Below are 22,420 nucleotides of genomic sequence, written 5' to 3'. Positions count from 1 at the left end.
GTTCAAAATTAATTTCCCACACCAAAAGAAAATTTATACATTTAACAATAGTCCCGTAGGGGTTAGCATGTTTTCCTTATGGACTACACTCTAACGGGAAACCATAATTCAATAAAACAGCGGCAGTCTAGGACTTTATTATCTCGTCCATGGCTACCGCTGTTTCGGTTCTTGGGGTCAGGCTAATACTTTATTTTCCTTTGAGTGACTGCCCCCGCTGAAAGCAGCGGAGAGGACGGACTGATTGCGGAAAAGCGGTAGCGTTCGCCCTAAAGCTTTCCGAAGGAAAGCTCTCATCGAAAGCATAAGCTGTATCCGGATTTACCCTGCTAAGGGTTAATTCAATAAATCTGGATGCAACAGCAATTGTAGCAACGGTCCGTTCTTGCGTAGCGTCCTCTTTTAAGCACGCTCTTTTAATCGATATACTGCTCAAGCGTAGCTCTATCTTTAAGAATCATTTGCTTGTTGCCAATTAGCTCTATAATTCCAAGCTCTTCGAATTTGCTGAATTTTCTGCTGATCGTCTCTCTTGTGACCCCGACATAGTTGGCCAATTCCTCACGGGAGAGAGGGAGATTGATATGAATGTGACCATTTTGCGGCTTGCCGTATTTATCAGTTAGCTCAAGAATCATATAGGCAATCCGGATTTCCGGGTCCTTGGTAGCGAGACTCTGGGCCAAATTTTCGGTATGTGCCAACCTCTTGGTTATGGTCTTTAGCAATCTTAGCGAAATATCAGGATTCTCTTTAATAAGCTGCTCCATATCGGCTTTGGTCAGCAAACAAATGTCTGTTTCCTTTAATGCATAGGCGCTGAAATTGCTGAGTTCATCACTGTTGAAAATGTTCAGTTCGCCAAAGAAATCGCCAGTGGTTAGGATATGCAAGATTTGCTCTTTACCCTGCGGGGTCATTTTAAGCAGTTTAACATGTCCTTTTTTGATAATGTACAGCGTATCCGACGGCTCTTCCTCCAGAATCAGCGGCTGTCCCTTGCTGTATTTCCGGTGCTTGATCATGGCGCTAATCTGAACCAGGTCTTCATTTGTTAATGAAGAGAAGATAGGTACTTTACGGGCACAAGGCTCTGCGGCGTATTTGCAGGAAGTTTCTATCATATTCATACCCCCTAATTGACAGGTTCGAAATGGCTCGTGTCCTCACCGCAGACGGGACAGCTCCAGTCCTCGGGCAGATCCTTAAAATCTGTTCCGGGTGCAACATCTTCATCGGGATCGCCTATTGCGGGATCATAGATGTAGCCGCAGGGTAGACATATATATTTTTTCATACAACATTCAGCTCCTTTTGGATTGAATTCATGAGGTCAGCGACACTTATATTTTGCAAATCAAGGCCGGCAAGGCTGATTTTGTGCTCGATAGCGGATTTATAAGGCAAGGATGCGGCAGCCCCTTCGAAGGAGATGACTCCGACCATTGTATGATCTTTCACAAAGATACGCGTGTAGACCCCGTCTTCCTCACTCTTCACGCTATAATCACATTGACTCTCATCCACCAGACCCATAGAGAACAGGGAAGTGCCGAACGCATTGAAAAGAGTAACGGGGATGGCTTTTTCATACACTGCCGTACTTGCCGCCATATTAGCTCCGGCAATTTTACCCTGCTCGATAGCTCCGCCCCATAGTCCTTCCACACAACCATTGAATTCCGCAAGGTCACCAGCTGCATAGACATGTTCAACACTTGTTTCCATCTTTTCATTGACGATTACACCGTTACGAACCTCAATTTCCGTATTCTTGATAAGCGCTGTATTCGGTACGATTCCAATGGAGTAGACCACGTGCTGGCAAGGAATGACGGATCCGTCAGCAAGTACGACTCCCTGAACCTGCTCTGTACCGGAGATGGCTGCAACTGCAGCGTTCAGTGTAATACTTACTCCGGCGTGTTCCATCTTTTCCTGCAAAATCCGGGAAGATCTTTCGTCGAGCTGTCTGCCCATAAAGCGGGGGAAAGCTTCAATAACAGATACCTTGCAGCCTGCCTCGAACAAGGCCCAAGCTGTTTCCAGACCCTGAACGCCGCCACCGATGATAACCGCATGAGTGCCGCTCTCCAAGCTGGACTTTAGTTGATCGGCGTCGCGTAAATCCCGGAGGGTATGAACATTTTTCAAACCGGCACCCTCCATGGAGAGTGTTCTGTTGGTTGCCCCCATGCACAGCAGCAGCTTATGATAAGGAATGAGGGAGCCATCCGCTGTTTCCACTGTCTTACCGTCCGTATTAACAGAAACAATCCGGGTTCCCGTTTTGATGGAGATGTTATTTTCACGATACCACTTTTCTTTCTTAATCAGTACTTTCTCACTGTACAGGTCGCTGAATAATCCTTTGGTCAGCTTGATCCGGTTGTAGGGGAGATGATCTTCTTCACCAAGAATAAATATTTCCGCGTCACGGTCATGATCTCTGATCGCCTTGGCCGCATGAACGGCGGCAACTCCGCTGCCTACGATTACAAAATGTTCCATATTGTCGCCTCTCCTTTCTAAATCGAGCTGAGCAGTAAATCCGAGACGAACTCTGCTGCATGTTTTATTTTTTGAACCTTTTCTGTTTCTTTGGGGGAAAATCTAATGCGGACCGGGAATTCAACATGGGTCATGCCTGTGGACTTAATAACATCGGATGTGCTTTGCACAGTCATGTTCGTTCCGTTAAGGTAATCCTGAACCACTTCAATCGCCTCACCGCTCCAGCCATAGGAGCCAAAGGCCGCTGCGAGTTTACCTTCAAGATTCAGGCTTTGCAGCTCTTTGAGAATGTCCTCCAGATTCGTGCCGGTCATATCCGCATACTTGGTGGAGCTGCCGATAAATACCGCATCCGCTCCCGCAATACTGCTCAGGATGTCTGTTTTGTCGGCTTTGTCGGCATCCCAAACATCTACGGCGATGTTGTTTTCCTGGAAGGAGTCCTGAAGGATTTTTGCTATTTTTTTGGTGCTGTTCTTAAGCGTTGTATAGACGATGGCCACTTTTTTACCCTCTGTAGTTTCACGGCTCAGTGTTGCGTACAGGTCGATATATTTCTGAACATCCTTCCGGATGATATAACCGTGGGAGGGAGCGATCATCTCGATCTCCAAGTCCTTGACAGCTTCTATCAGAGTCCTTACATACCGTCTGTGCGGGTGGATAATGGCGTTATAATAGCCGATAAAATCATCGGTAATATCATTTCCGGCTTCATCACTAAAGAGCGTGTCCACAGCAACATGGGTGCTGAAAATATCACACGGGAACAGGATTTTGTCCTCCAGGCAATAGGTAATCATGGTTTCTGCGGTATGCAGATAAGGTGTTTCTTTGAACAACAGCGTTTTGCCGCCGATATCCAGCGTATCTCCGTCTTTAACCACAAGGAAATTACGGTGATGAAGCTTGTACATTTCCTGCAGCTCGGGCACTGCAATTTCAGTGCAGACAATGGTGGCATTCGTTGCTTTGCCAGCCAGTGCGGCCATTCCTCCGGAGTGATCAGGCTCGGTATGGTTAATAACTATATAGTGAATATCGAGAGGATCGATCAGCTCTGCCAGGCGTTCCGCATATTCCCTGCCGAATTCCATATCAACTGTATCGATAACCGTCGGCTTGCCCGTCTTCAACAGGTATGAATTATAAGTGGTACCCTTCGTTAAAATCAGACGGTGGAAGGGAACCTCCCGGTCGTCAATTTTCCCAACCCAATAGGTTTCCGGTGCGATCTTGATTTCTGTATTCATTTCTACCATCCTCCAATAATAATGTGTCAACCAACAACCTGATTGTATACTGGCTGCAAAATGAATAAGAGGATTTGAATCAAATTTACACAAATTTGTGGGACCGGGTTATGCGTCTGATCACGATTTTGATAAAATTTGAAGGGTTGTGGCTGTATGGAGAACAAGTCTGTACGAAAAGGACAGGAATTGATAGAAGAGGTGAAGCGCACGGAGGTTCCGTATGGCTGTCTGGCGGTATGGTTCCTCGGGCAGGAAAGTGTGATTATCAAAGGAGACGGAGTAACGGTTTACATTGATCCTTATGTATCGCATAACCCTGACCGTAACTATCCGGCTCCCATTGCACCGGAGGATATTACCCATGCTGATGTATGTCTAATTACGCATGACCACGATGATCATTTGGATGTAGGTACCATTCCTCTGCTGAGACGGTAATTCCGCTCCATTATGATCTCTTTGCAGGGAATGCAGAGAATCCGGGGTATTTCGTCGATTATATGTACCGCCATTTTCCGGAGCAGAAATTCCATGTTATGGCGAGAGCGGAACGTTTCGTATATGTCTCCCGTAGAGCATTTTTGCAGGAATAAAAGTCACATAAACCATCCCCCGGAAGCTTTATAATTGTTTAGTTGGACTCATAGCAGAATATTTTATTTTTTCGGGGGAATTCAGAACATGAAGTATAAATCATTAGAGCTAGACAAACCGGTTACTTACGAGCTGGAAGGGCTGGAAATCGGGGTAACCTCCAATTGCAATTTCCGCTGCGATTACTGCTGTGCCTACAATAGAAATGACGGGCAGAGCCTTAACGCCAGTGAGGTTATCCGGATTCTCGGGGAGCTTCCCCATTTGAAAAGAGTGCGCCTGTCCGGCGGCGAGGTCACTTTAAAGTTCCAGGACTGTGTCGAGATTGTAGCCTACTGTACCTCCAGAGGCATTCAAACACAGCTTAACTCCAATGGCAGTCTGCTGAATGCTGAACGGATTGGACAGTTGGTTGACGCAGGACTGACGACGATACATATTTCTTTTAACTTTACGACGGCCGAGGCTTTTTCCCGATACTACAATATTCATCCAAGTATTTATGAGAAAATAAGAGAAAACATTGCCCTGTTCGCAGCCACCAGCGTGGATACGGTGCTGGAGACGCTGCTGTTCAGTGAAACCCAGGATAACATGCGGGAAATCAGCGATCATGTCTATTCTATGGGCGTTAGAACACATGAGATTCAGAACAGCATTATCATGGATCACAGCGGCTGGAAGTCCATTGCGGCCCGGGAACAATTGAAGAATGCCGTAAATGAGCTAATTGAGCGGAAGAAAGAGGACACCACCTTATATTTCACATGTATGGACCGGTTTATGGAGGCGCTTGGCTTTCAGGAGCAGCCTGGTGTATACTTCCCACATTGTATAGAAGGAAAAAAGCAGCTTCACCTGCACGGCAACGGGGATATTCTGATCTCCGAGCTGTGCCATCCGGTGATTATCGGCAACATTTATAATGGAACCTCGCTTAAGGAGCTTTACAGCAATATGCCTGCACCGTTGGCGCAGTTTTTGGATAAGCAGCCTTGTCCGGCGCTGGATGCGTTGTTTCCGCAAGGGGTATAAGGGTTGGGATAACAAGATATTGAGTGACTACAGGGCAGTCTGGTTCCTCACCGGGCTGCTTTTTATGCTGTGCTATCAAATTATTTTTCGACAAAATGCGATATTTTTCTTTAATTTTTGCAATTCAATATTCAATTATAAGAAATTTAATCCGATATTAATCGTAATAAAAAGCAATTGCGTGTATTGAATGGATTCCTTAACAAAAGTAGAGATTATGGCGGAAGGATGTAGAACAAGATGAAGATTCGAACGAAACTATCAATTATGATGATTGCTGTAACACTGCTTTCTACTTTGGTAATGGGGGTTTTTACGTACAATAAATCAACAGATTCGATACTGAACCTTACAGAGAATTCTATGAAGCAGGTAAATACAAATAAAGCGGAAACCATAGAGTCCATGATTGACAAGGAAAAGAGAAGCATAGCCCTCATTGCAGGTCATAGTGAAATTGTGGATCTGCTCGTCAAAGCCGGAAATGGGGAACTTGAGGCTGGTGATAAGCTTCAGGGTGAGGTGAATACGAAGCTCCAGGGGTTGGTGAAGGATGCGGGAAACCTTGAGCATATATTTGTAGTTGATATGAAGGGCAACGATGTCGCAGACAGTGATACGAAGCTGCTTGGAGCGAACTTCAGCGACAGAAATTATACGAAGAATGTGTTGTCCACAAAGGTGCCTGTAATTAGCGAGACGCTGAAGTCGAAATCTACAGGAGCGTATATAGTAGCTTTCGTGCACCCCGTGAAGAGTGACGGAGAGATGGTTGGATTTGTAGCCTCGGCGGTCACTGCCAATAGTATGATCAAGTATTTGGCGGAAGCAAAAGTGGCGAATGCCCCATCGTCCTATGCCTACCTGGTTGATGAGACTGGAGTTATGTTGTTCCATCCGGATAAAAGTAAAATCGGACTGCCCGTAGAGAATGAACAAATCAAGGCAGTGGTAGAGAAGGTAAAAGGCGGCGAAAAGCCGGAAGATGCTTTAGTGACATATACCTTTAAGGGTGTCGACAAGAAGGCAGCTTATATTGTATTACCTGAAACGAAATGGACCCTTGTTCTGACCGGGGACGTAAAAGAAATTATGAAGCCTGTGGACGAAATGACCTCATTTATTGTTTTATTAGGACTTGTAAGTATCCTGTTAACTTTTCTCATCGGCCTGGTTGTAGCCGGAAAAATCTCGGCACCGATTGTTAAGCTGACAGAGCTGATTAATAAGACAGCAGAGCTGGATCTGAAGTACGACACTCAATATGAGTATCTTGTGAAGAACAAGGATGAGACCGGCCTCATTGCCAAGGCGATGTTTAGGACCCGGGCAGTGCTCAAGGAAACGGCTGAGAGCCTGATTACCATCTCTACAAAAGTATTGGATAATGCGGAAACGCTGGAGAGGCTGTCTGGTGATGTGAGGGAGAATGCGCATGATAATGCTGCAACTACCGAGCAATTATCGGCAGGGATGCAGGAGACTGCTGCCTCTACGCAAGAGATGACTGCCGCGATTCATGAGATTGATTCAAATGTAAGTACCATTTCCGATAAAGTTAAAGAAGGTGCTGAGGTCTCGGATCAAATCACGGAGCGGGCCCTGGCCCTGCAGCATGATGCGCTGGAATCCACACAGAATGCGAAGGCGATCTATGAGTCCGTTCGGGAGAAGATGGAACGGGCGATTGAGCAGTCCGAATCGATTTCGGAAATTAATGTTCTGGCCGATACTATACTTTCGATTACCAGCCAGACCAATCTCCTTGCCCTGAACGCCGCCATTGAAGCTGCAAGAGCAGGGGAAGCCGGAAGAGGCTTTGCGGTTGTAGCCGGGGAGATCCGAAAACTGGCTGAGAAATCTTCTGCAACAGCTGCCGGGATTCAAGGGGTAGTTATGGATGTCTACTCTTCTGTGGAGCAAATGAAGGAGAACTCGGAAGCGATACTTTCTTTTGTGGATCAGAATGTGCTCGGAGATTATAAGAGGTTGGAAGAGGTTAGTCAGCAGTACAATAATGATGCTTCAATGATTAATGAGCTAATGATTGATTTTGAAAAAGCTTCCGATCATTTAAGCACGATTGTGTCCAGTATTGCCATTGCGGTAAATGAGGTGGCTGCAACGGTTAATGAGGGTGCGGCGGGTATTACTGATATTGCGGAGAAAACCTCAGATATCGTAGAGAAAACGTTACTGGAAGCGAAGATGGCGGATGAAAATACGCAAAGCGCCAAAGAGCTGCAAACGATAGTGGACATGTTCAAAATATAAGTTATTTAATGAAATCTTTATATCCTTTTTAATATAAGCAAGCACGCGCAAATGGACTTCCAGATAGCATGCCATTAAAGTTTATATTACTGGACGGCTCGGTATTTTATGAAAAAGGTGTGTTATGAAGGATGCAGAAGCGTTGGATTCGTTGTTGCCTTGTTCGTCCACGCTACCGCTGCATTGTCGGGTAACGAAATCCTAAACTTTATCTTCATTACAGCCCTCATCTGGATGACAAGGTGTGGGCTGTTTGACGCTTACATTCTTAACATGGCATGCGCGACTACTATCGATTAAAGTCTTGAAGTAATTAGGCGTTCACTCTATTGGGTGAACGCTTTTTTTGGTATGGAGGAAATTAGATGAATGAACACTTAATTATGTAAGTACGTGGAAGCAAGGGTCTCTTTTTTTGTTTACTTCTTTTCTTTTGTCGGTTTACTCAAACCGCTTACAGAAGACATAAACAAATGGGTTCAAATCTAAATACGCTTGATAGCTAAGATAATGAAATTAAGGCACAACATTCCATATTCATCCATGCCACCTCGTAGAATTTCTCATATAGTAATGTAGATTCAAAAAGGAGGTGAATAACAATGGGAAGATTTCTTGATATGAGAATTTCCGAGAACTCTAGCACTTTCGGTTTTCCCCCCGGTACAGGAGTGGTGACAGCACCTACATCGATAGGCGTTATTGGTCTGCAAACGCAAGGTGTTGCAGGCACTGGGACGAATGGACTTATCGTTCATCTTGCAGGTACAGTGGGCGTAGCGTCTACCGCTGTAGCTACCGTAGTTCTTAATGTACAAAGAGGTGCCGGCGCATTTGGTGCCGGATTAGTCATCTATACAGCTGATCACTTCATTTCTGTTCTTACTGGTGCTAATTTGATTTCCCTCACTGCGTCAGACATTACAGCTCCTGCAGCAGCCGAGACAGTTTATCAACTGTTTATAAGCGCTACTTCGCTATTGGGTGTTGTTAGCCGTGTTGGCCCTGAAAACTTCGTTGGCATCGCACAAGATGGTTTAGCAGTTACTCCGATCACGTAATAAAGTAAGATGAAAAAAATTGTCTGAAAATGCAGTTATCCTCTTTCTTGAGGTTAGCTGCATTTTCACTTCCTTATTTCGCTAAAAATCCGCCATTTCCTAATCCTTTGTCCAATCCATCTCTATGATTTTCACATAATGTATAGCAGAATTTTTTTCTAACAGGGGTGATCCAATGATAACGGTTAGCTTGTGCATGATCGTGAAAAATGAGGAGCATACGATTGCCAAATGCCTTGATTCCGTAAAAGGAATTGCAGATGAAATCATCATTGTGGATACAGGCTCTACGGATCTTACCCAAAAAAAAGTTAGCCTATATACGGACCGCATCTATGATTTTGCATGGATTGACGATTTTGCGGCAGCCAGAAACTATTCCTTCAGCCTTGCTACGAAGGACTACATCCTTTGGCTTGATGCGGACGATCAACTGTTCGAGAAAGACAGGCAAAAGCTGTTGGAATTAAAAAAATCACTTGATCCCGCAGTAGATTCGGTTTCGATGAAATATCATGTTGTACTGGATCAACAAGAAAATCCGGTAGCAAGTTGCCGCAGAAACAGACTCGTCAAGCGAATCAACAACTATAAGTGGATTGGAGCGGTTCACGAATATTTGTATTTGGGCAGCGATGCCAAAATCTATTACAGCGATGCCGCCGTATCCCATAACAGAGTGCACCAAAATAAGAACCGCAATTTAAACATTTATGAAAAGCTCATAACCAAAGGCGAACAGCTTTCTCCTCGCGACATGTTTCACTATGGCGATGAACTCGTGGAAAACGGTTTTTATGAAAAAGCGATTGAACAGTATCTTCGATTTTTAGACGAAGAATGGCCCGGTCTGGAAGACAACATAGCGGTATGCGGGAAAATGGCTCAATGCTACCATCAACTTGGAAACTTGGAAAAAGAGCTGCAGTATCTATTCAAAGCTTTGGAGTATGATCTGCCGAACGCTGAATCCTGCTGCAGGATCGGCAATTATTTTTTTATGAAAGAAAGATGGAATATCGCTATTTTTTGGTTCAATCTCGCATTGCATTTGGAACAACCGAAGGACTCCTGGGGATTGATTAGAATGGAGTTTCATACATGGCTTCCCCATATTCAACTGGCTATCTGTTACGGCAAGCTGGGAATGCTGGAACAAGCGTATCATCATAACGAAATTGCCTATTCCTATCTGCCGAACGATCCGGCTATCTTAAACAATAAACAAATTCTGGAGAAGCACCTTTATAACCAGGAAAAAGGAGAACAGGTATGAAAACAAGCATAGTGATCCTTACGCGCAACAACCTGACATACACCAAGCTGTGCCTTGAAAGTATACGCCGTTATACACAGGAGGGCAGCTACGAGCTGATTATCGTCGATAACGGTTCCACAGACGGTACAGTTGAATGGTTGAAAGAGCAGCCGGATCTTCATGTTCTCTATAATAAAGAGAACCTTGGGTTCCCCAAAGGATGCAACCAAGGGATGGCGGCTGCGACTGGGGACTATATGCTGCTGCTGAACAACGATACGATCGTAACGGTCAACTGGCTCGACCAGCTGCTCAACTGCCTGCGCAGCGACGAACGCATAGGGGCCGTAGGCCCAGTGACCAACGCCGCCGCCTACTATACGGCGATTCCCGTACCCTACCGCACGCTGGAAGAGCTTGACCTGTTTGCCGGGGAATATAATAAGGCCGATCCCGCGAAATGGGAGGAACGGATCAAGCTCATCGGCTATTGCCTGCTGATGAAACGCGAAGTGTTCGAAAAGGTCGGATGGCTCGATGAACGATTTTCCCCCGGCAACTACGAAGATGAAGATTATTGTTTGCGGATCAGATTCGCCGGATACAAACTGATGCTGTGCAAGGATACGTTCATTCAGCATTTTGGTAGTGCCTCGTTTAACGAGAATCCGTCCTCCTTTTCAAGCGTGCTGCAGGAAAACGAAAGTAAATTTGCGGAGAAATGGAAATTCAACCCCGTCTACTCCACCCATATACGGTACGATCTCCTATCGCTCATTGACCGAAAAAAGGACGATCCGCTCCGCATTCTTGAAGTCGGGTGCGGATGCGGGGCCACCTTGCTGCAGCTGAAGAATTTATTTCCGCATGCGGAACTGTACGGAGTCGAATTGAACGAACATTCCGCCTCAGTTGCCTCTTTGGTAGCGCAAGTGGAAAGTCAGAACATCGAAACGATGGATCTGCGTTACCCGAAGCAATTTTTCGATTATGTCATTTTCGGGGACGTGCTGGAGCATTTGTACGATCCCTGGAAGGTGTTAAAAAACATAGCTCTCTGCTTGAAAGAAGACGGTAAAGTGCTGGCCAGCATTCCTAACGCTATGCACATTAGCTTGATCCGGGATCTGCTGAACGGATATTGGACGTATACCGATAGAGGACTGCTGGATCGAACGCATATCCGCTTTTTTACGTTTTACGAAATTTGCAAAATGTTTAAGGAAACAGGATATGACAACTTGAATTATAGTCGGGTTACCCTTGGACGTACGGAACAGGATGAAGCTTTCATGATGGAGCTATGCAAGTGGAGCCATGAGAGCTTGTGGGATCAGTACGAAACGTATCAGTATTTGTTTCAGGCTTCGAAACATGCGCCCACAGGCAACGATTCGGAATCCGGACTGCGGCAAAAGCTGAAGTTTTTACTGCGGAGAATCGAGCGGAACATTGAAAGTGTAGAAAGCATAAATACAATCATGACGATGATGAACGGTGGCGAAATCGGGTACGAGGATATCGCGGTCATTTTGCAGAACGACATCATTGAAAAGGAACAAACGATCCGCTTGCTTGCCGATGCCAGCTTCGCCCGAGGTCTTACCGCTTCTGCGGCTGAATTCGTTTCTAACATAGAATGGGTGCAGAAATGAACGACAAGAAAATATCATTCATTTATTGTACGAACGATGGGATGTTGTATGAAGAGTCTGCAGCTTATATAAGGTCGCTGACGGTTCCGGATGGTTATGAAATCGAGCTGATTTCGATCGAGGGCGCCTCCAGCATGACGGCAGGCTATAACGAAGCGATGAGACGGTCCGATGCGAAATATAAAGTGTATTTGCATCAGGATGTTTTTATTATCCATTCCCATTTTATTTATGACATGCTGTCCCTGTTCCGAAACAACGCAAACATCGGAATGCTCGGCGTCATCGGTGCCAGAACGATTCCCGCGAACGGCATCTGGTGGGAGAGCGGCGATAAGGTTGGAAAGGTGTACGATAGCCATCAAGGCAACATGCAATTGATTCTGGCTCATGAAGTTAGTAGAGAATACGGAATGGTTCAGGTCGTCGACGGACTTCTGATGGTTACCCAGTACGATTTGCCCTGGCGGGAAGACCTGTTTCAAGGCTGGCATTTCTACGATGTATCGCAATGCATGGAATTTGCGAAAGCAGGATACGCCGTTGCTGTCCCGAAACAGGAAAAGCCGTGGTGCTTGCATGACTCTGGAATCGCGAAGACAGGCTTGGCTTTTGCCGTGGCACGAAAACTATTTTGCCACACTTATTTAAATTCCAAGTAAAACTGCACCTGCTCGGCAAAGCCAATGAGGATATTGCCATAAGTATCAGGAGGAAGGAAAGCACAGTCAATACCTATCTGCGACTTTACCGCAAGAAGGGATTGGACGGCTGGAAATGAAGTTTTCACCCGGGCCGCCAGAACAACTGAACAAAGAGCAGCAAGAGAAGCTGAAAAAGGTCATCATGGATTTTGTTCCGCATTCATCGGGAATTTGGTAAAACATACTCCATTCGTGGCATCTCCAAACTCATGCATCGAATGGATATGAGCTACACCAAGCTTACCTATACGCTTGCAGCAGCTGACGAAGAAAAGCGACGCTTGTTTGTCGAAACCACCTTCCCAAGGTTAAAAAAATTACGAGAACGGCGAAATTGATCATTTATTGTTTGAAGATGAGAGCATGATTCGTGATTATCAAGCGCTTCAGAAGACTTGGTTTGCAAAAGGTTACTCCAAAGTTTCCTTCAAGAAAATGAAAATCGGCTTGAACTTGTATTTCTCCACCCTACAGCCTGAACTCAATCTTGTGGAGGGACTATGGAAGTGGCTGAAGGCAGATGTCATCAACAACGTTTTTTATCATACGACTTCTGAGATCCGGAAGAATGCAGGGACTTTTATGGACAACATTATGAAAGACCCAATGAAGATTATTGATCGGCTCTGTATACGAATGTAAGCCTCATTGGTTCAACTTATATAGTTTCTTTTTATCTGAAAAATCATCTATAAAAGTAGCATGAGCATCAAATGTTGGTCTATGCCAACTTCATTGCCTGTCTTGGGCAACTCGCAGATTTCAACTTCTGCAAGCACAGACACAAAGTATTTGCCGCTCGGATTGCGTCTAACCGTAGCGTTCAGAATACGTCCTTCGACTTCACGACTTTTGGCAAACTTCACGAGTCCGAGTATAGGTAACTTGATGTGGTGATCTATAATTGCAATGTTTCCATTGGTGTAGTTTGTTTGGTAAGACTGTACAGGATTCTTCTTGCTTTTGACCTTTTAAAACTTTAATCATACTGGGTATTGCGTGTTGCGGTGTACATTCAACAAGCAGATGGATATGATCTTTGTCGCTTTCCATTTCAGATATTGATACTCGGAAGAATATGTCCGCCGGTTCACCAACGAGTGGCAGGAGCCTATTGAACGGGATTACAATCATCCGTCCAATGACGGATGGGAGCTGGTGAGCACGGATTTATTTAATATTCATGACTATGAATGGCGGCGTGAGGTGCTGCAGGAACGGTATTCTTCTGTTGAAAATGCGGTTGGCGGAAGTCCGGGCTACCGGAAGCTGGCTGTAGAGGGATTCCCTTATCAGAATCAGCCGATACTAATCACGGAGTTCGGCGGCGTCGCCTAGAAAAAGAGCCACTGGGACGGTTGGGGTTACTCCGGCGCGGAAAACGATGAGGATTTCACTGAACGTTTACGTGCCGTAATCGAACCCCTGCAGTTATCCGGAGTTGTGCAGGGATACTGCTATACGCAGCTAACGGATGTGGAACAGGAGATCAACGGCTTACTGACGTATGACCGGAAGCCCAAGCTTCCTTTAGAGGTAATCAGAGCGATTAATGAAGGTAAATGAGCAGACAGCAATCGTAAATGCAGCTTGTGCAAAAGATTAAAAATGAAGGCTATTCCTCCGGCAAAGACATGAACCAGAGGAATAGCCTTTTTGTTGCATTCGATGCAGAAATCTGGTGACTACCAAGAATGAGGGCACTGGTATATTTTAATGGGAAAATCTCACGTTATTTGCAAGAAATAACCCGTTATGGGCCTATTAAAGGAAAATTATCCCGTTAATTGATCTCCACGCGCACTGCAGATCTTATTAGCGGGAATAATTCCCGTTAGTCAGTTTCCCCTACTCCTGTCTATCTTAATTTGGGAATCATGAACGCATTATCCAGCTTGTCGAACCCGATTTTTGGATAATATTCCATAGCGGCGGGAGCGGCTAATAGCAGCAGCATCACCTCTTCACCGATATGTTCATGCACAACATTCACCAGCCCTTTGCCGATGCCCAGCTTTTGATAATCCTGCCGTACTGAGAGATCAGATAAGTAACAGCAGTAAGCGAAGTCCGTTATTGCCCGGGCAATTCCGACTGGCTGATCCCCATCCCACGCGGAGACAAGAATATCCGCATGCTGAATCATTTTTTCGATACGGTCCAAATCATCAACTGGTCGCTTGATTCCCGAGCTTATGAATATTTCCGCGACTTCTGCTGCTTCCAGCGGGGTGTTGATTTTGTAGGTGATGTTCATTTGTACACTCCTTAGGTTCATTTATTTCATTATTACATAAACGCAGTATAATAGGATGAACTTAAGAGATCATTAAAGGAGTTTTTACTATGGATAAAACGTATATTATTTCCCGGACCGAAGCCTTTGTGAAAGAGCAGCTCGGGAAGGATACGACCGGACATGACTGGTGGCATTCCGACAGGGTCCGGAATACGGCAAGTGCCATTGCCGAAATGGAAAACGCCGATGTTTTTATATGTACCCTGGCTGCATTACTGCATGATGTTGCGGATGAGAAACTTAACCCGTCTAAAGAAGCAGGTTTACAAAAAGTACATACTTGGTTAAAGGACCACCTTACGGATCAGGAGCAGATCAATCACATTATGAACATCATTGAGACGATGTCTTTTAGCGGGGGCGGTGGTGAACCTATGAAATCGCTTGAGGGACAGGTGGTACAGGACGCAGACCGGCTCGATGCGCTTGGAGCTGTCGGGATTTCCAGAGTGTTTGCATTTTCAGGGGCGAAGGGGCGTCCCATCCATGATCCGGGTGTTGATCCCAGAGAGGAATCCTTGAAGGAAGAGTACCGGGACTATTCCAAGGGAACGGCCATCAATCATTTTTATGAGAAGCTGCTAAAATTGAAATTTTCAATGAACACACCCTATGGACGCAAAATAGCCGAGGAGCGGCATGAATTTATGCTGAGTTTTCTGGACCAGTTCTACAAGGAGTGGAATCAAGGGGACAAATAGCTGGTATAATAATAAGGTGCATAATATGGAAAAATGGCGGACATTCCGCTTGAACCAGATAAACAGCATAGAAGAGGTTGAATATGAGCGAAGTACAATTTAAGGATTATAAGCTAAGTGAAGAAATCGTGAAGGCATTGGATGTTTTGAAATATGAGCAGCCGACTGAGGTACAGAGCAGGGTCATTCCCGCTGCGCTGCAGGAACAGGACCTAATCGTGAAATCGCAAACCGGCAGCGGCAAGACAGCGGCGTTCGGCATTCCGGTATGTGAGCTGGTGGATTGGGCGGAGAATAAACCGCAAGCCTTAATCCTGACCCCAACCCGTGAGCTGGCCGCCCAGGTGAAAGAGGATATCACGAATATTGGCCGGTTCAAGCGGATCAAGGCGGTTGCCCTGTTCGGGAAGCAGCCCTTTGCCCCGCAAAAGGCAGAACTGACGCAAAAAACACATGTCGTTGTGGGTACGCCCGGACGCGTATCTGACCATATAGAAAGAGGCACCATTCACTTGAACCGGGTGAAGTATCTGGTTATTGATGAAGCGGATGAGATGCTGAACATGGGCTTTATCGAGCAGGTGGAAGCCATCATGAAAAAGCTGCCTAAAGACCATGTGACGATGTTGTTTTCCGCTACATTACCTGACGCTGTAAAGAATCTATGCCGCAAATACATGAGCTCTCCGCTGGATATTGAGATTAATTCCGAGGAAGTTACAACAGCAAAAATCGAGCATGCGCTTATCGAAGTGAGGCAAGCTGCGAAGTTTGGGTTACTGAGCGACATCATCACCGTGGAGAATCCGGACAGCTGTATTATTTTCTGCCGTACGCAGGATCAAGTGGATGCTTTGTTCAGAGGGCTTGCCGATTTGCAATATCCTTGTGACAAAATCCATGGGGGCATGATGCAGGATGAGCGTTTTGAGGTGATGAATGCTTTTAAAAGAGGTCAGTTTCGCTATTTAATCGCTACGGATGTTGCAGCAAGAGGGATTGATATCGAGAGCATCACACATGTCATCAATTACGATATCCCACTGGAAAAAGAAAGCTACGTACACCGGATCGGCCGAACCGGACGCGCAGGCAAGACCGGCAAAGCGATCACTTTTGTAACGCCGAATGAACATAAATGGGTTGCTGAAATTGAGGGCTATATTGGCTTCAATATTCCTGTAATGAAGGCTCCTTCGGAGGATGCGGTTGCCTATGCTAAAGAGGCTTTTGAGCAAAAGATCAATATACAACCCATCCGTAAAAAGGACAAGAGTGAAGGCCTTAACAAAGAAATCATGAAGCTGTACTTCAATGGCGGCAAAAAAAAGAAGCTTAGGGCTGTGGATTTTGTCGGCACCATTGCCAAGCTCGAAGGGATCTCGGCGGAAGATATCGGGATTATCACGATTCAGGATAACATATCGTATGTGGATATATTGAACGGTAAAGGTTCGCTGGTGCTCGAAGCCATGAAGAACACGACGATTAAGGGTAAGCAACTGAAGGTTCATATTGCGAATAAATAGCCAGTCCTGTGGCGGCATAGCGTAGGGTAATGTAGGTCGTCTCATCGATTCAAACCAAAGGAGCTGTTCCAGAAGTGATCCTAAAAGGACTTTCGGAACAGCTCCTTATTAACAATAAATAGTATAGAATCTGCAATGCTTCTGGCAAGCTCTGCGCTTGCCGGTTTAATTTGCATGGGGGAGAACACATATGGAGGCTAGGCAACAGGAATTGAAAGATACAACATAGAGACAGGTCCCGCTCCAAAAATAACCGCTGGATCCTCGTAATGGAGATTATTTTTATCGCGGCGGCTTTGCGTGCTCCATTTGCGCCGAAGCTTGCCCGCCGTTTTGGGATGGCTAATGTATTGTTATTCTCCATGCTGCTGCTGGCTGTCGGTATTCTGGTGCGTTCGGCGTCCGGGGCGGGTCTGCTGTTCACCGGTACGGCTATGCTGGGAGTTTCGATTGCGGTTTGTAATGTGCTTCTTCCGGGTTTGATCAAAGGGAAGTTCCCTCATCAAATCGGATTAATGACGGGTGTTTATACCGTATCGATGAATTTATGCGCAGCAGTGGCCTCGGGGATCAGTATACCGCTGGCTGATCACTCTGGCTTCGGTTGGAGGGGGACACTGGCTATGTGGTTCATGCTCACCGCCTAGCAACCTTGTTCTGGATTCCGCAGATGAGTAATTTAGGTTCCGGGAACGGGGAGCAGGAGCGCTCCTTCCGCCAGAAACATGTGGCGCTCACCTTTGTGGGCGGGGCGTTTGAAAAACCAGGGCAGCTTGGTTATGGTCACTTTCGTTCTGTTTATTATCGGCATTGGAGGAGTGTGGCTGGGCAGCAGCTCGTGGATCGCGGTATGGGCGATCTTTATCGGTATTGCAGGCGGCTTTGCTTTTGGTCTGGTGATAGCGTCGTGCTGCTGCTCGTTGGACTTGGCGCCGGGAAAGACCGGTATATAGGTGATGAGTAGAGGAACTGCGGGTGAGAAAAGTACGGGAGAATAAAGAACGAGAGAATAAAGGACGAGAGAATAAAGAATATGCGCGTCGTGCTGCGGTCTAATTGTACTTTGTACAATTATTTCAAGCCAGGAACGATCCGTTTTTGCTTTAATTGTACTTGGTGCAACTAAGAAACCGTGTTCGGGCAAGTTAGGTGGAAACTTGGAGAAATAAGTGTACAGAATACAATTAAGCTGCAATTTTGGGCTAAATCAAGGATTATAGCTGCATGGTTTACAACTATTTATCGCAAGCGGGTTACCGGTTATAGTCAGCTACCACCCGGATTCTCCGGTAATCCGTCACCCAGTGTCCTCTGAAACAGCATAGATTGGGAGCGGCCCTTGTCAGCACTCTTGAAAAGCTTAAGACTCTCCCTAGTAATTCAGGCGGAACCGTCTCCTGCCGGATAGATGCGGATAAGACAGACCAAGCGGTATTACAGGCGGATATAAGCGCAAACCCAATTCCAGGGGCAAGCCAGATATGATTGAAGGCATATTTTTGGAAATCGGAGCTTATGTAAATTCCATAGAGTTTAGGTGGATAAACCGGGAAACTAATTAGAGCAAATATAAAGCTTGCATTATGTTCAGAAAGAGTATATATTCTTAAATACGGTGATTGAATCACCCCATACATAATTCGCGGTCATGGCGGAATTGGCAGACGCGCTGGCTTCAGGTGCCAGTAATGGAAACATTGTGGAGGTTCGAGTCCTCTTGACCGCACCATACTTTCAAACAAAACTCTTCTTAGGAAGGGTTTTTATTTTTGCGTTTTACTTGGACAGTTAGGCGGAGGCAGGAATAATTACCGGATGTCTGGATGTAGCCATGCTGCAATCCATTCATGGGCGGGAGGATATGCTGGCTGCTATCAGTGAATATGGTCAAATCATTGTAGATGTGTGCCACCATATTTCAGCCTTTAGCTTTTAACAGGTATTGAGCCAGGCCCGCTCCAAATACGTATTGGGATTTGACGGCCACCTTTGTGCGCAAGGACGGTCACCATCCTATCGTCAGTATGCAATGCGGTCCGGTTCGATACCGGGTGGATGCGAAATCCCAGGCTAAGAACAGGCCATTTCAGGACCTCGCATCCTCGAGTCTAAAGCTGTTGTAGCGCGGCAAAACAACGTGCCGGGGCTACACCGAGGAAACGCTAACATGATGGAAGGATTAAAAAGAAGTATCTATATAAGTTGAACTAAAGAATACCGGCTCAAAACCAAAATCAGCGGTTGACCGATCGTGAATCAAGCGACTAAGGGTTCGGAGCGGTCCTCCGACGCTGTTATAGGTGAAAACTATCGTATCTCCAGAATCCCGTAGGGCCCTCCGCTGTGTTGGCGCGTTATTAAATAACGGGAATTTCTCCTCTTAATGGAGACGTAACACTCCCACGAAATGAATTAACGGGATTTTCTCCCTCTAATGTGAGTGTTCGCCTCATTATGGCCGGATTTAGAAGTATAATTTCCCTTTAATTATCTTCAAAACGGTTTAATGCCTGAATTAAAGGGAGTTTTTCCTGCTAATGCTCATACGCCAAGGCAAGGCCAGTAAACCAAAGAGCAAAGCTTGAGATGGACCTGAAGGGTTACGCTGAACCGAGCAGAGAGGACGGAACGATTGCCGAAAAGCGGCAGCGGTCGCATGGGTCTCCGGATTTACACCGCTTCAGGTAAAAAGGCAGAAGTCACGAAGGGGAATATTGGAACTGGAGGAGCGATAGCGACCGCCCGAAAGCTTTCCGCAGGAAAGCTCGCTACGAAAGAATAAGGCTGTCTCAGGATTTCAACCGCAGACAGCGGTACACATCAAGAAATCTGGAGATGGGCAGCGGCCGGAAGTCCAACATTCACTGTAGTTAGCGAGTAAATCCATTTTAGAAAATTCATAAGTTCAACTTATATAAACTGAAATGGAGCCCAAGTTCTGGTGTCACCAACGAAAAGTTCGAAAAATGTGTTATAACAATCCTAAAAATGAGAGCGAGGGACTTCTCATGCTCCCACAAAAAATCGACTCCCATACAGCGAAGGAATTGCGGAAAATACTGCGTAAACTCAATATCACTCACCCCAGAGTGACCATTGATTTTAATCATGATACCGTAGAATTGGAAGAGGCCAACGAGTACAGCGTAGAGGATCTGCTTCAGTCAGCAGGGGCCTTGTCTTCGGAGCGGCTCAAGGAATTAAAGGATGAAATCGGACGATTGCGCGAGGATTGGGACTGATGGCGGAACAAGGATATTTGATGGATACGAACATTGCCATCGGAATGGTGGATGGAGACCCTTCTATTCTGAATTTTATAAAGCAGGCTGCGGATGACAGGCAAAGAATTTACTTTTCTGTTGTAACGGAGTGCGAATTTATTAGCGGACTTGCATCTGAAGAGGAAGTCAGGCATATCCCGTTTCTCATGAGCGGTCGATTTCTTGAGGTAACCTCAAGGATTGCTCAGGATGAATATCATGTGAAGGTTCTAAGGGTGTAACGGATCCATTCTCTTTCCTGAGGAGATTGGATCCGTTTTATTTGGAATACTCTGTTCCCCTTTTGTGAGCCATGCTACGGAACACGGTGGAGAATCAAAAATATATGGAGGAGGGTATAGTATGTGTGATGACTGGGAGCAGCGCATAGGAAAGGTATTGGGAGTAAAAGAAGATGAAGATGAAGATGAAGATGAAGATGACGAGTTCAACCTGCCGATGGTTTCTTTTGAGACACTAAAGAAATATTTGGAGTATTTGAGGAAAGAATTAGTGTTTCCTTTGCAGGCTGTGCATGAAAATGAGACAGGCCCCTTCGAATCGGCAGCAGTCAAAGTGACGATTACACAATTAGCTGAGGAGATAGACGAAAATTACGGCTTGCTATGTGAAGGCAAGGAAGGCAAACGCCATGTAGTAATGCCACTTGCAGAGCTGAGTGTGAAAGAAACGGATCCAAACTTTGTTTTCATTGACGATTACCTTACTTGGTTTTGGAATTACCGTTAATGTTCATAGGAGAGGAACGGGAAGGTATGAACGATTCTATTCGTTTTTATCACGCAGCGCAGCATTTTGCCAATAAGGTGGAAAATCTGGCATCTGTTCAAGAGGTCATTTTATGCGGCTCCATGGCCGATGGCGATCCCTATCCAGGCGATCTTGATCTGGCCGTTGTTCTGTCCCATTTAGACGAGCTTCCCGATCTCGCCAGATTTTGCCGGCAAATATCCTCTGCTACTCATGCATGGGAAGTATTCGTATTTAACGCCAACATTAATGATAGGAGAGAGGCAACGATGTCGAAGTACATGGAGCAATTGAATTCCGAGCAGGCCAAAGAGGTTCTGCGCATCCTGTGCAAGGGAGAGGCCAAATTGGCGAGCCGCGCGGAGGAGATTGCTAAGGCTTTCATCTGCGATATCCAGGAGGATGAGCTGGCGAGTCAGGTTTATTGGGCTCTGGAGCATATTGATGTAAGGGATTTGTGGGATCGTTCCGGTAAAACCCGTTTTGGTTATGTTGACCCGGTCGAGAAGGCATATGAGATGGTGAAAGACGCACTTGAGCCTTTTGCAGAACAAATACATAAGCTTCGTGATTTGGCTTTGCTATCAGAGGCGAAGAAAGCAGGTTTAGGCTTGACTAAAGGGGTGATCCAATTTTCAAAAGAAGGTCGGACGGAGTTCAGCGAATGGGCACAGGATGACCCTATCGAGTGGTTGTGGGGATGGCTGACGGACTGGGAAAAGGAATGTGCCAATGAGGAAGAGCAAGCATGCATTCGGGAGATGGAACGACTTCTGGAGGAACGGCATCTTTAGGCATGTCGGAGGAGGACTCAAAAATGGGGATAGCAGGGCTCTGAACTATTTACGAAATGGATTTATGGGACGAAGCATACATGAACATGGAGGTTCAGGCCTTTATCCGAATCCATGAAGATGGCAGTGGAGATTTTCAATTTGGGTTGGTCAAGGGGCATATGGATGGAGAAATAACGGAGAGTGATAATGGCACCCGTTATGAGTTCAGTTGGGATGGCTTTGACGAATGCGACTCTGTTAACGGACGAGGGTGGGGCGCCAGATTGGAAACTGAAAAAATAGAGGGTGAAATCCGCTTTCACTTGGGAGATCATTCGAGATTTCGGGCAAGCAGGGTAAAATAAATGGCCGTTTCATAGGTAAACTTGAATGAAAGGGATGAGTGATCAGATTCATGAATCGTATGCCGGTATCCAACAAGAGCAGCATCACGATGTAATCCCGGAAACCGGTGAATTTCCGGAGGTTCGGCTGATGAAGAATGCGTTCCACTTCTGCTTCCATTGTGCTCATAATCTGGCGCGTCTCCAAAAATGAGCAACTCTTGCTCCATCTGCTTTTCCCGGTCCTCCGAAGGGCTTTTTTTCATGCAGAACAGATACGCCACGTACGCATCCAGTACATACATAGTCCAGCTAAAGAGAGTATCCATAGTGTTAGCTCATGGGAACTCTCTTTTCTAGTTTCCAGTAAGATACGCTCTATTATG

23 protein-coding genes, 1 tRNA gene and 4 pseudogenes are annotated in these 22,420 nt (G+C 45.8%); 21 read left to right on the top strand and 7 right to left on the bottom strand.

Translation table 11 applies throughout. The features are described from left to right. Positions 1 to 416: 416 nt before the first annotated feature. The 4 genes from PaeBR_RS17900 to PaeBR_RS17885 are packed head-to-tail and all read right to left on the bottom strand — an operon-like array spanning position 417 to position 3,767. Positions 417 to 1,124: a Crp/Fnr family transcriptional regulator gene (locus PaeBR_RS17900; RefSeq protein WP_410511882.1), complete on the bottom strand. Its 708-nt coding sequence runs from the start codon at positions 1,122 to 1,124 to the stop codon at positions 417 to 419. An 11-nt stretch (positions 1,125 to 1,135) separates the two neighbouring features. Continuing rightward, positions 1,136 to 1,297, bottom strand: a complete 162-nt coding sequence (gene rd / locus PaeBR_RS17895; RefSeq protein WP_410511881.1) for a rubredoxin — start codon at positions 1,295 to 1,297, stop codon at positions 1,136 to 1,138. Beyond that, a complete protein-coding gene (locus PaeBR_RS17890) occupies positions 1,294 to 2,511 on the bottom strand; it encodes an NAD(P)/FAD-dependent oxidoreductase (protein WP_410511880.1) in 1,218 nt (405 codons plus the stop codon). The genes rd and PaeBR_RS17890 overlap by 4 nt, the downstream gene beginning before the upstream one ends. Positions 2,512 to 2,528: 17 nt before the next feature. Continuing rightward, positions 2,529 to 3,767 carry an FprA family A-type flavoprotein gene (locus PaeBR_RS17885; RefSeq protein WP_410511879.1) on the bottom strand — a complete coding sequence of 413 codons (1,239 nt, stop codon included), beginning with the start codon at positions 3,765 to 3,767 and terminating at the stop codon, positions 2,529 to 2,531. 156 nt (positions 3,768 to 3,923) lie between these two features. Here PaeBR_RS17885 and PaeBR_RS17880 point away from each other — a divergent pair, with 156 nt between their 5' ends. The 8 genes and pseudogenes from PaeBR_RS17880 to PaeBR_RS17845 form a co-directional block, all read left to right on the top strand. Then, on the top strand, positions 3,924 to 4,208 hold the full coding sequence (locus PaeBR_RS17880; RefSeq protein WP_410511878.1) for an MBL fold metallo-hydrolase: 285 nt from the start codon (positions 3,924 to 3,926) through the stop codon (positions 4,206 to 4,208). Between the two features lie 243 nt (positions 4,209 to 4,451). Continuing rightward, a complete protein-coding gene (locus PaeBR_RS17875; RefSeq protein ID WP_410511877.1) occupies positions 4,452 to 5,399 on the top strand; it encodes a radical SAM protein in 948 nt (315 codons plus the stop codon). A gap of 240 nt (positions 5,400 to 5,639) precedes the next feature. Continuing rightward, positions 5,640 to 7,673 carry a methyl-accepting chemotaxis protein gene (locus PaeBR_RS17870; RefSeq protein ID WP_410511876.1) on the top strand — a complete coding sequence of 678 codons (2,034 nt, stop codon included), beginning with the start codon at positions 5,640 to 5,642 and terminating at the stop codon, positions 7,671 to 7,673. Between the two features lie 602 nt (positions 7,674 to 8,275). Beyond that, positions 8,276 to 8,734, top strand: a complete 459-nt coding sequence (locus PaeBR_RS17865) for a hypothetical protein (RefSeq protein WP_410511875.1) — start codon at positions 8,276 to 8,278, stop codon at positions 8,732 to 8,734. Positions 8,735 to 8,909: 175 nt separating this feature from the next. Beyond that, positions 8,910 to 10,010, top strand: coding sequence for a glycosyltransferase (locus PaeBR_RS17860; protein ID WP_410511874.1), 1,101 nt, complete (start codon positions 8,910 to 8,912; stop codon positions 10,008 to 10,010). Continuing rightward, complete coding sequence (locus PaeBR_RS17855; protein WP_410511872.1) at positions 10,007 to 11,647, top strand: glycosyltransferase; 1,641 nt, start codon at positions 10,007 to 10,009, stop codon at positions 11,645 to 11,647. The genes PaeBR_RS17860 and PaeBR_RS17855 overlap by 4 nt, the downstream gene beginning before the upstream one ends. Further along, the gene (locus PaeBR_RS17850; RefSeq protein WP_410511871.1) at positions 11,632 to 12,309 is read left to right on the top strand and encodes a glycosyltransferase family protein; all 678 of its coding nucleotides are present in this window, start codon (positions 11,632 to 11,634) and stop codon (positions 12,307 to 12,309) included. Before PaeBR_RS17855 ends, PaeBR_RS17850 begins: the two co-directional genes overlap by 16 nt. 230 nt (positions 12,310 to 12,539) lie before the next feature. Next, a pseudogene (locus PaeBR_RS17845) lies at positions 12,540 to 12,993 on the top strand (transposase); the annotation flags it as partial. Positions 12,994 to 13,070: 77 nt separating this feature from the next. Here PaeBR_RS17845 and PaeBR_RS17840 read toward each other — a convergent pair. After that, positions 13,071 to 13,322, bottom strand: a pseudogene (locus PaeBR_RS17840) (IS200/IS605 family element RNA-guided endonuclease TnpB); the annotation flags it as partial. Then, a pseudogene (locus PaeBR_RS17835) lies at positions 13,318 to 13,413 on the bottom strand (transposase); the annotation flags it as partial. The pseudogenes PaeBR_RS17840 and PaeBR_RS17835, both read right to left, overlap by 5 nt. 3 nt (positions 13,414 to 13,416) lie before the next feature. Between PaeBR_RS17835 and PaeBR_RS17830 the strand changes: the two are divergent. Continuing rightward, positions 13,417 to 13,917: pseudogene (locus PaeBR_RS17830) on the top strand (glycoside hydrolase family 2); the annotation flags it as partial. 292 nt (positions 13,918 to 14,209) lie between these two features. Here PaeBR_RS17830 and PaeBR_RS17825 read toward each other — a convergent pair. Beyond that, positions 14,210 to 14,608, bottom strand: coding sequence for a GNAT family N-acetyltransferase (locus tag PaeBR_RS17825; protein ID WP_410511869.1), 399 nt, complete (start codon positions 14,606 to 14,608; stop codon positions 14,210 to 14,212). Positions 14,609 to 14,697: 89 nt separating this feature from the next. On the opposite strand from PaeBR_RS17825, the gene PaeBR_RS17820 reads away from it, so the two are divergent. The 12 genes from PaeBR_RS17820 to PaeBR_RS17765 all read left to right on the top strand — a co-directional run bounded on the left by PaeBR_RS17820 (position 14,698) and on the right by PaeBR_RS17765 (position 22,248). Then, positions 14,698 to 15,351 carry an HD domain-containing protein gene (locus PaeBR_RS17820; protein WP_410511868.1) on the top strand — a complete coding sequence of 218 codons (654 nt, stop codon included), beginning with the start codon at positions 14,698 to 14,700 and terminating at the stop codon, positions 15,349 to 15,351. Between the two features lie 83 nt (positions 15,352 to 15,434). Then, entirely contained in the window at positions 15,435 to 16,880 is a 1,446-nt protein-coding gene (locus PaeBR_RS17815; protein ID WP_410511867.1) for a DEAD/DEAH box helicase, read from the top strand. A 269-nt stretch (positions 16,881 to 17,149) separates the two neighbouring features. Then, complete coding sequence (locus tag PaeBR_RS17810; protein ID WP_410511866.1) at positions 17,150 to 17,527, top strand: hypothetical protein; 378 nt, start codon at positions 17,150 to 17,152, stop codon at positions 17,525 to 17,527. Continuing rightward, positions 17,506 to 17,844: a hypothetical protein gene (locus PaeBR_RS17805; RefSeq protein ID WP_410511865.1), complete on the top strand. Its 339-nt coding sequence runs from the start codon at positions 17,506 to 17,508 to the stop codon at positions 17,842 to 17,844. The genes PaeBR_RS17810 and PaeBR_RS17805 overlap by 22 nt, the downstream gene beginning before the upstream one ends. Positions 17,845 to 18,522: 678 nt before the next feature. Then, a tRNA-Leu gene (locus tag PaeBR_RS17800) sits at positions 18,523 to 18,609 on the top strand. 903 nt (positions 18,610 to 19,512) lie between these two features. Beyond that, positions 19,513 to 19,662, top strand: coding sequence for a hypothetical protein (locus PaeBR_RS17795; protein WP_410511864.1), 150 nt, complete (start codon positions 19,513 to 19,515; stop codon positions 19,660 to 19,662). A 226-nt stretch (positions 19,663 to 19,888) separates the two neighbouring features. After that, positions 19,889 to 20,122 (top strand): hypothetical protein, encoded by a 234-nt coding sequence (locus PaeBR_RS17790; protein WP_410511863.1) that lies wholly within the window; start codon positions 19,889 to 19,891, stop codon positions 20,120 to 20,122. Next, the gene (locus PaeBR_RS17785) at positions 20,122 to 20,385 is read left to right on the top strand and encodes a hypothetical protein (protein ID WP_410511862.1); all 264 of its coding nucleotides are present in this window, start codon (positions 20,122 to 20,124) and stop codon (positions 20,383 to 20,385) included. Before PaeBR_RS17790 ends, PaeBR_RS17785 begins: the two co-directional genes overlap by 1 nt. Before the next feature lie 121 nt (positions 20,386 to 20,506). Further along, the gene (locus PaeBR_RS17780) at positions 20,507 to 20,893 is read left to right on the top strand and encodes a calcium-binding protein (RefSeq protein WP_410511861.1); all 387 of its coding nucleotides are present in this window, start codon (positions 20,507 to 20,509) and stop codon (positions 20,891 to 20,893) included. A 26-nt stretch (positions 20,894 to 20,919) separates the two neighbouring features. Further along, positions 20,920 to 21,708, top strand: coding sequence for a hypothetical protein (locus PaeBR_RS17775; protein WP_410511860.1), 789 nt, complete (start codon positions 20,920 to 20,922; stop codon positions 21,706 to 21,708). Between the two features lie 56 nt (positions 21,709 to 21,764). After that, positions 21,765 to 22,055, top strand: a complete 291-nt coding sequence (locus PaeBR_RS17770; protein WP_410511859.1) for a hypothetical protein — start codon at positions 21,765 to 21,767, stop codon at positions 22,053 to 22,055. Between the two features lie 34 nt (positions 22,056 to 22,089). Beyond that, positions 22,090 to 22,248, top strand: coding sequence for a hypothetical protein (locus tag PaeBR_RS17765; protein ID WP_410511858.1), 159 nt, complete (start codon positions 22,090 to 22,092; stop codon positions 22,246 to 22,248). Positions 22,249 to 22,420 lie beyond the last annotated feature (172 nt).

The sequence above is a fragment of the Paenibacillus sp. BR2-3 genome (genome assembly GCF_046529485.1).
GTDB lineage: Bacteria > Bacillota > Bacilli > Paenibacillales > Paenibacillaceae > Paenibacillus_AQ.
Note: the sequence above shows the minus strand (reverse complement) of the source record. Positions and strands in the feature narration are given on the sequence as shown.

Bases quoted from the DNA above. Each gene is read 5' to 3' on its own strand.
- PaeBR_RS17900 (WP_410511882.1), bottom strand. From the start codon at position 1,124: ATGATAGAAACTTCCTGCAAATACGCCGCAGAGCCTTGTGCCCGTAAA.
- rd (WP_410511881.1), bottom strand. From the start codon at position 1,297: ATGAAAAAATATATATGTCTACCCTGCGGCTACATCTATGATCCCGCA.
- PaeBR_RS17890 (WP_410511880.1), bottom strand. From the start codon at position 2,511: ATGGAACATTTTGTAATCGTAGGCAGCGGAGTTGCCGCCGTTCATGCG.
- PaeBR_RS17885 (WP_410511879.1), bottom strand. From the start codon at position 3,767: ATGAATACAGAAATCAAGATCGCACCGGAAACCTATTGGGTTGGGAAA.
- PaeBR_RS17880 (WP_410511878.1), top strand. From the start codon at position 3,924: ATGGAGAACAAGTCTGTACGAAAAGGACAGGAATTGATAGAAGAGGTG.
- PaeBR_RS17875 (WP_410511877.1), top strand. From the start codon at position 4,452: ATGAAGTATAAATCATTAGAGCTAGACAAACCGGTTACTTACGAGCTG.
- PaeBR_RS17870 (WP_410511876.1), top strand. From the start codon at position 5,640: ATGAAGATTCGAACGAAACTATCAATTATGATGATTGCTGTAACACTG.
- PaeBR_RS17865 (WP_410511875.1), top strand. From the start codon at position 8,276: ATGGGAAGATTTCTTGATATGAGAATTTCCGAGAACTCTAGCACTTTC.
- PaeBR_RS17860 (WP_410511874.1), top strand. From the start codon at position 8,910: ATGATAACGGTTAGCTTGTGCATGATCGTGAAAAATGAGGAGCATACG.
- PaeBR_RS17855 (WP_410511872.1), top strand. From the start codon at position 10,007: ATGAAAACAAGCATAGTGATCCTTACGCGCAACAACCTGACATACACC.
- PaeBR_RS17850 (WP_410511871.1), top strand. From the start codon at position 11,632: ATGGGTGCAGAAATGAACGACAAGAAAATATCATTCATTTATTGTACG.
- PaeBR_RS17825 (WP_410511869.1), bottom strand. From the start codon at position 14,608: ATGAACATCACCTACAAAATCAACACCCCGCTGGAAGCAGCAGAAGTC.
- PaeBR_RS17820 (WP_410511868.1), top strand. From the start codon at position 14,698: ATGGATAAAACGTATATTATTTCCCGGACCGAAGCCTTTGTGAAAGAG.
- PaeBR_RS17815 (WP_410511867.1), top strand. From the start codon at position 15,435: ATGAGCGAAGTACAATTTAAGGATTATAAGCTAAGTGAAGAAATCGTG.
- PaeBR_RS17810 (WP_410511866.1), top strand. From the start codon at position 17,150: ATGGAGATTATTTTTATCGCGGCGGCTTTGCGTGCTCCATTTGCGCCG.
- PaeBR_RS17790 (WP_410511863.1), top strand. From the start codon at position 19,889: ATGCTCCCACAAAAAATCGACTCCCATACAGCGAAGGAATTGCGGAAA.
- PaeBR_RS17785 (WP_410511862.1), top strand. From the start codon at position 20,122: ATGGCGGAACAAGGATATTTGATGGATACGAACATTGCCATCGGAATG.
- PaeBR_RS17780 (WP_410511861.1), top strand. From the start codon at position 20,507: ATGTGTGATGACTGGGAGCAGCGCATAGGAAAGGTATTGGGAGTAAAA.
- PaeBR_RS17775 (WP_410511860.1), top strand. From the start codon at position 20,920: ATGAACGATTCTATTCGTTTTTATCACGCAGCGCAGCATTTTGCCAAT.
- PaeBR_RS17770 (WP_410511859.1), top strand. From the start codon at position 21,765: ATGGATTTATGGGACGAAGCATACATGAACATGGAGGTTCAGGCCTTT.
- PaeBR_RS17765 (WP_410511858.1), top strand. From the start codon at position 22,090: ATGAGTGATCAGATTCATGAATCGTATGCCGGTATCCAACAAGAGCAG.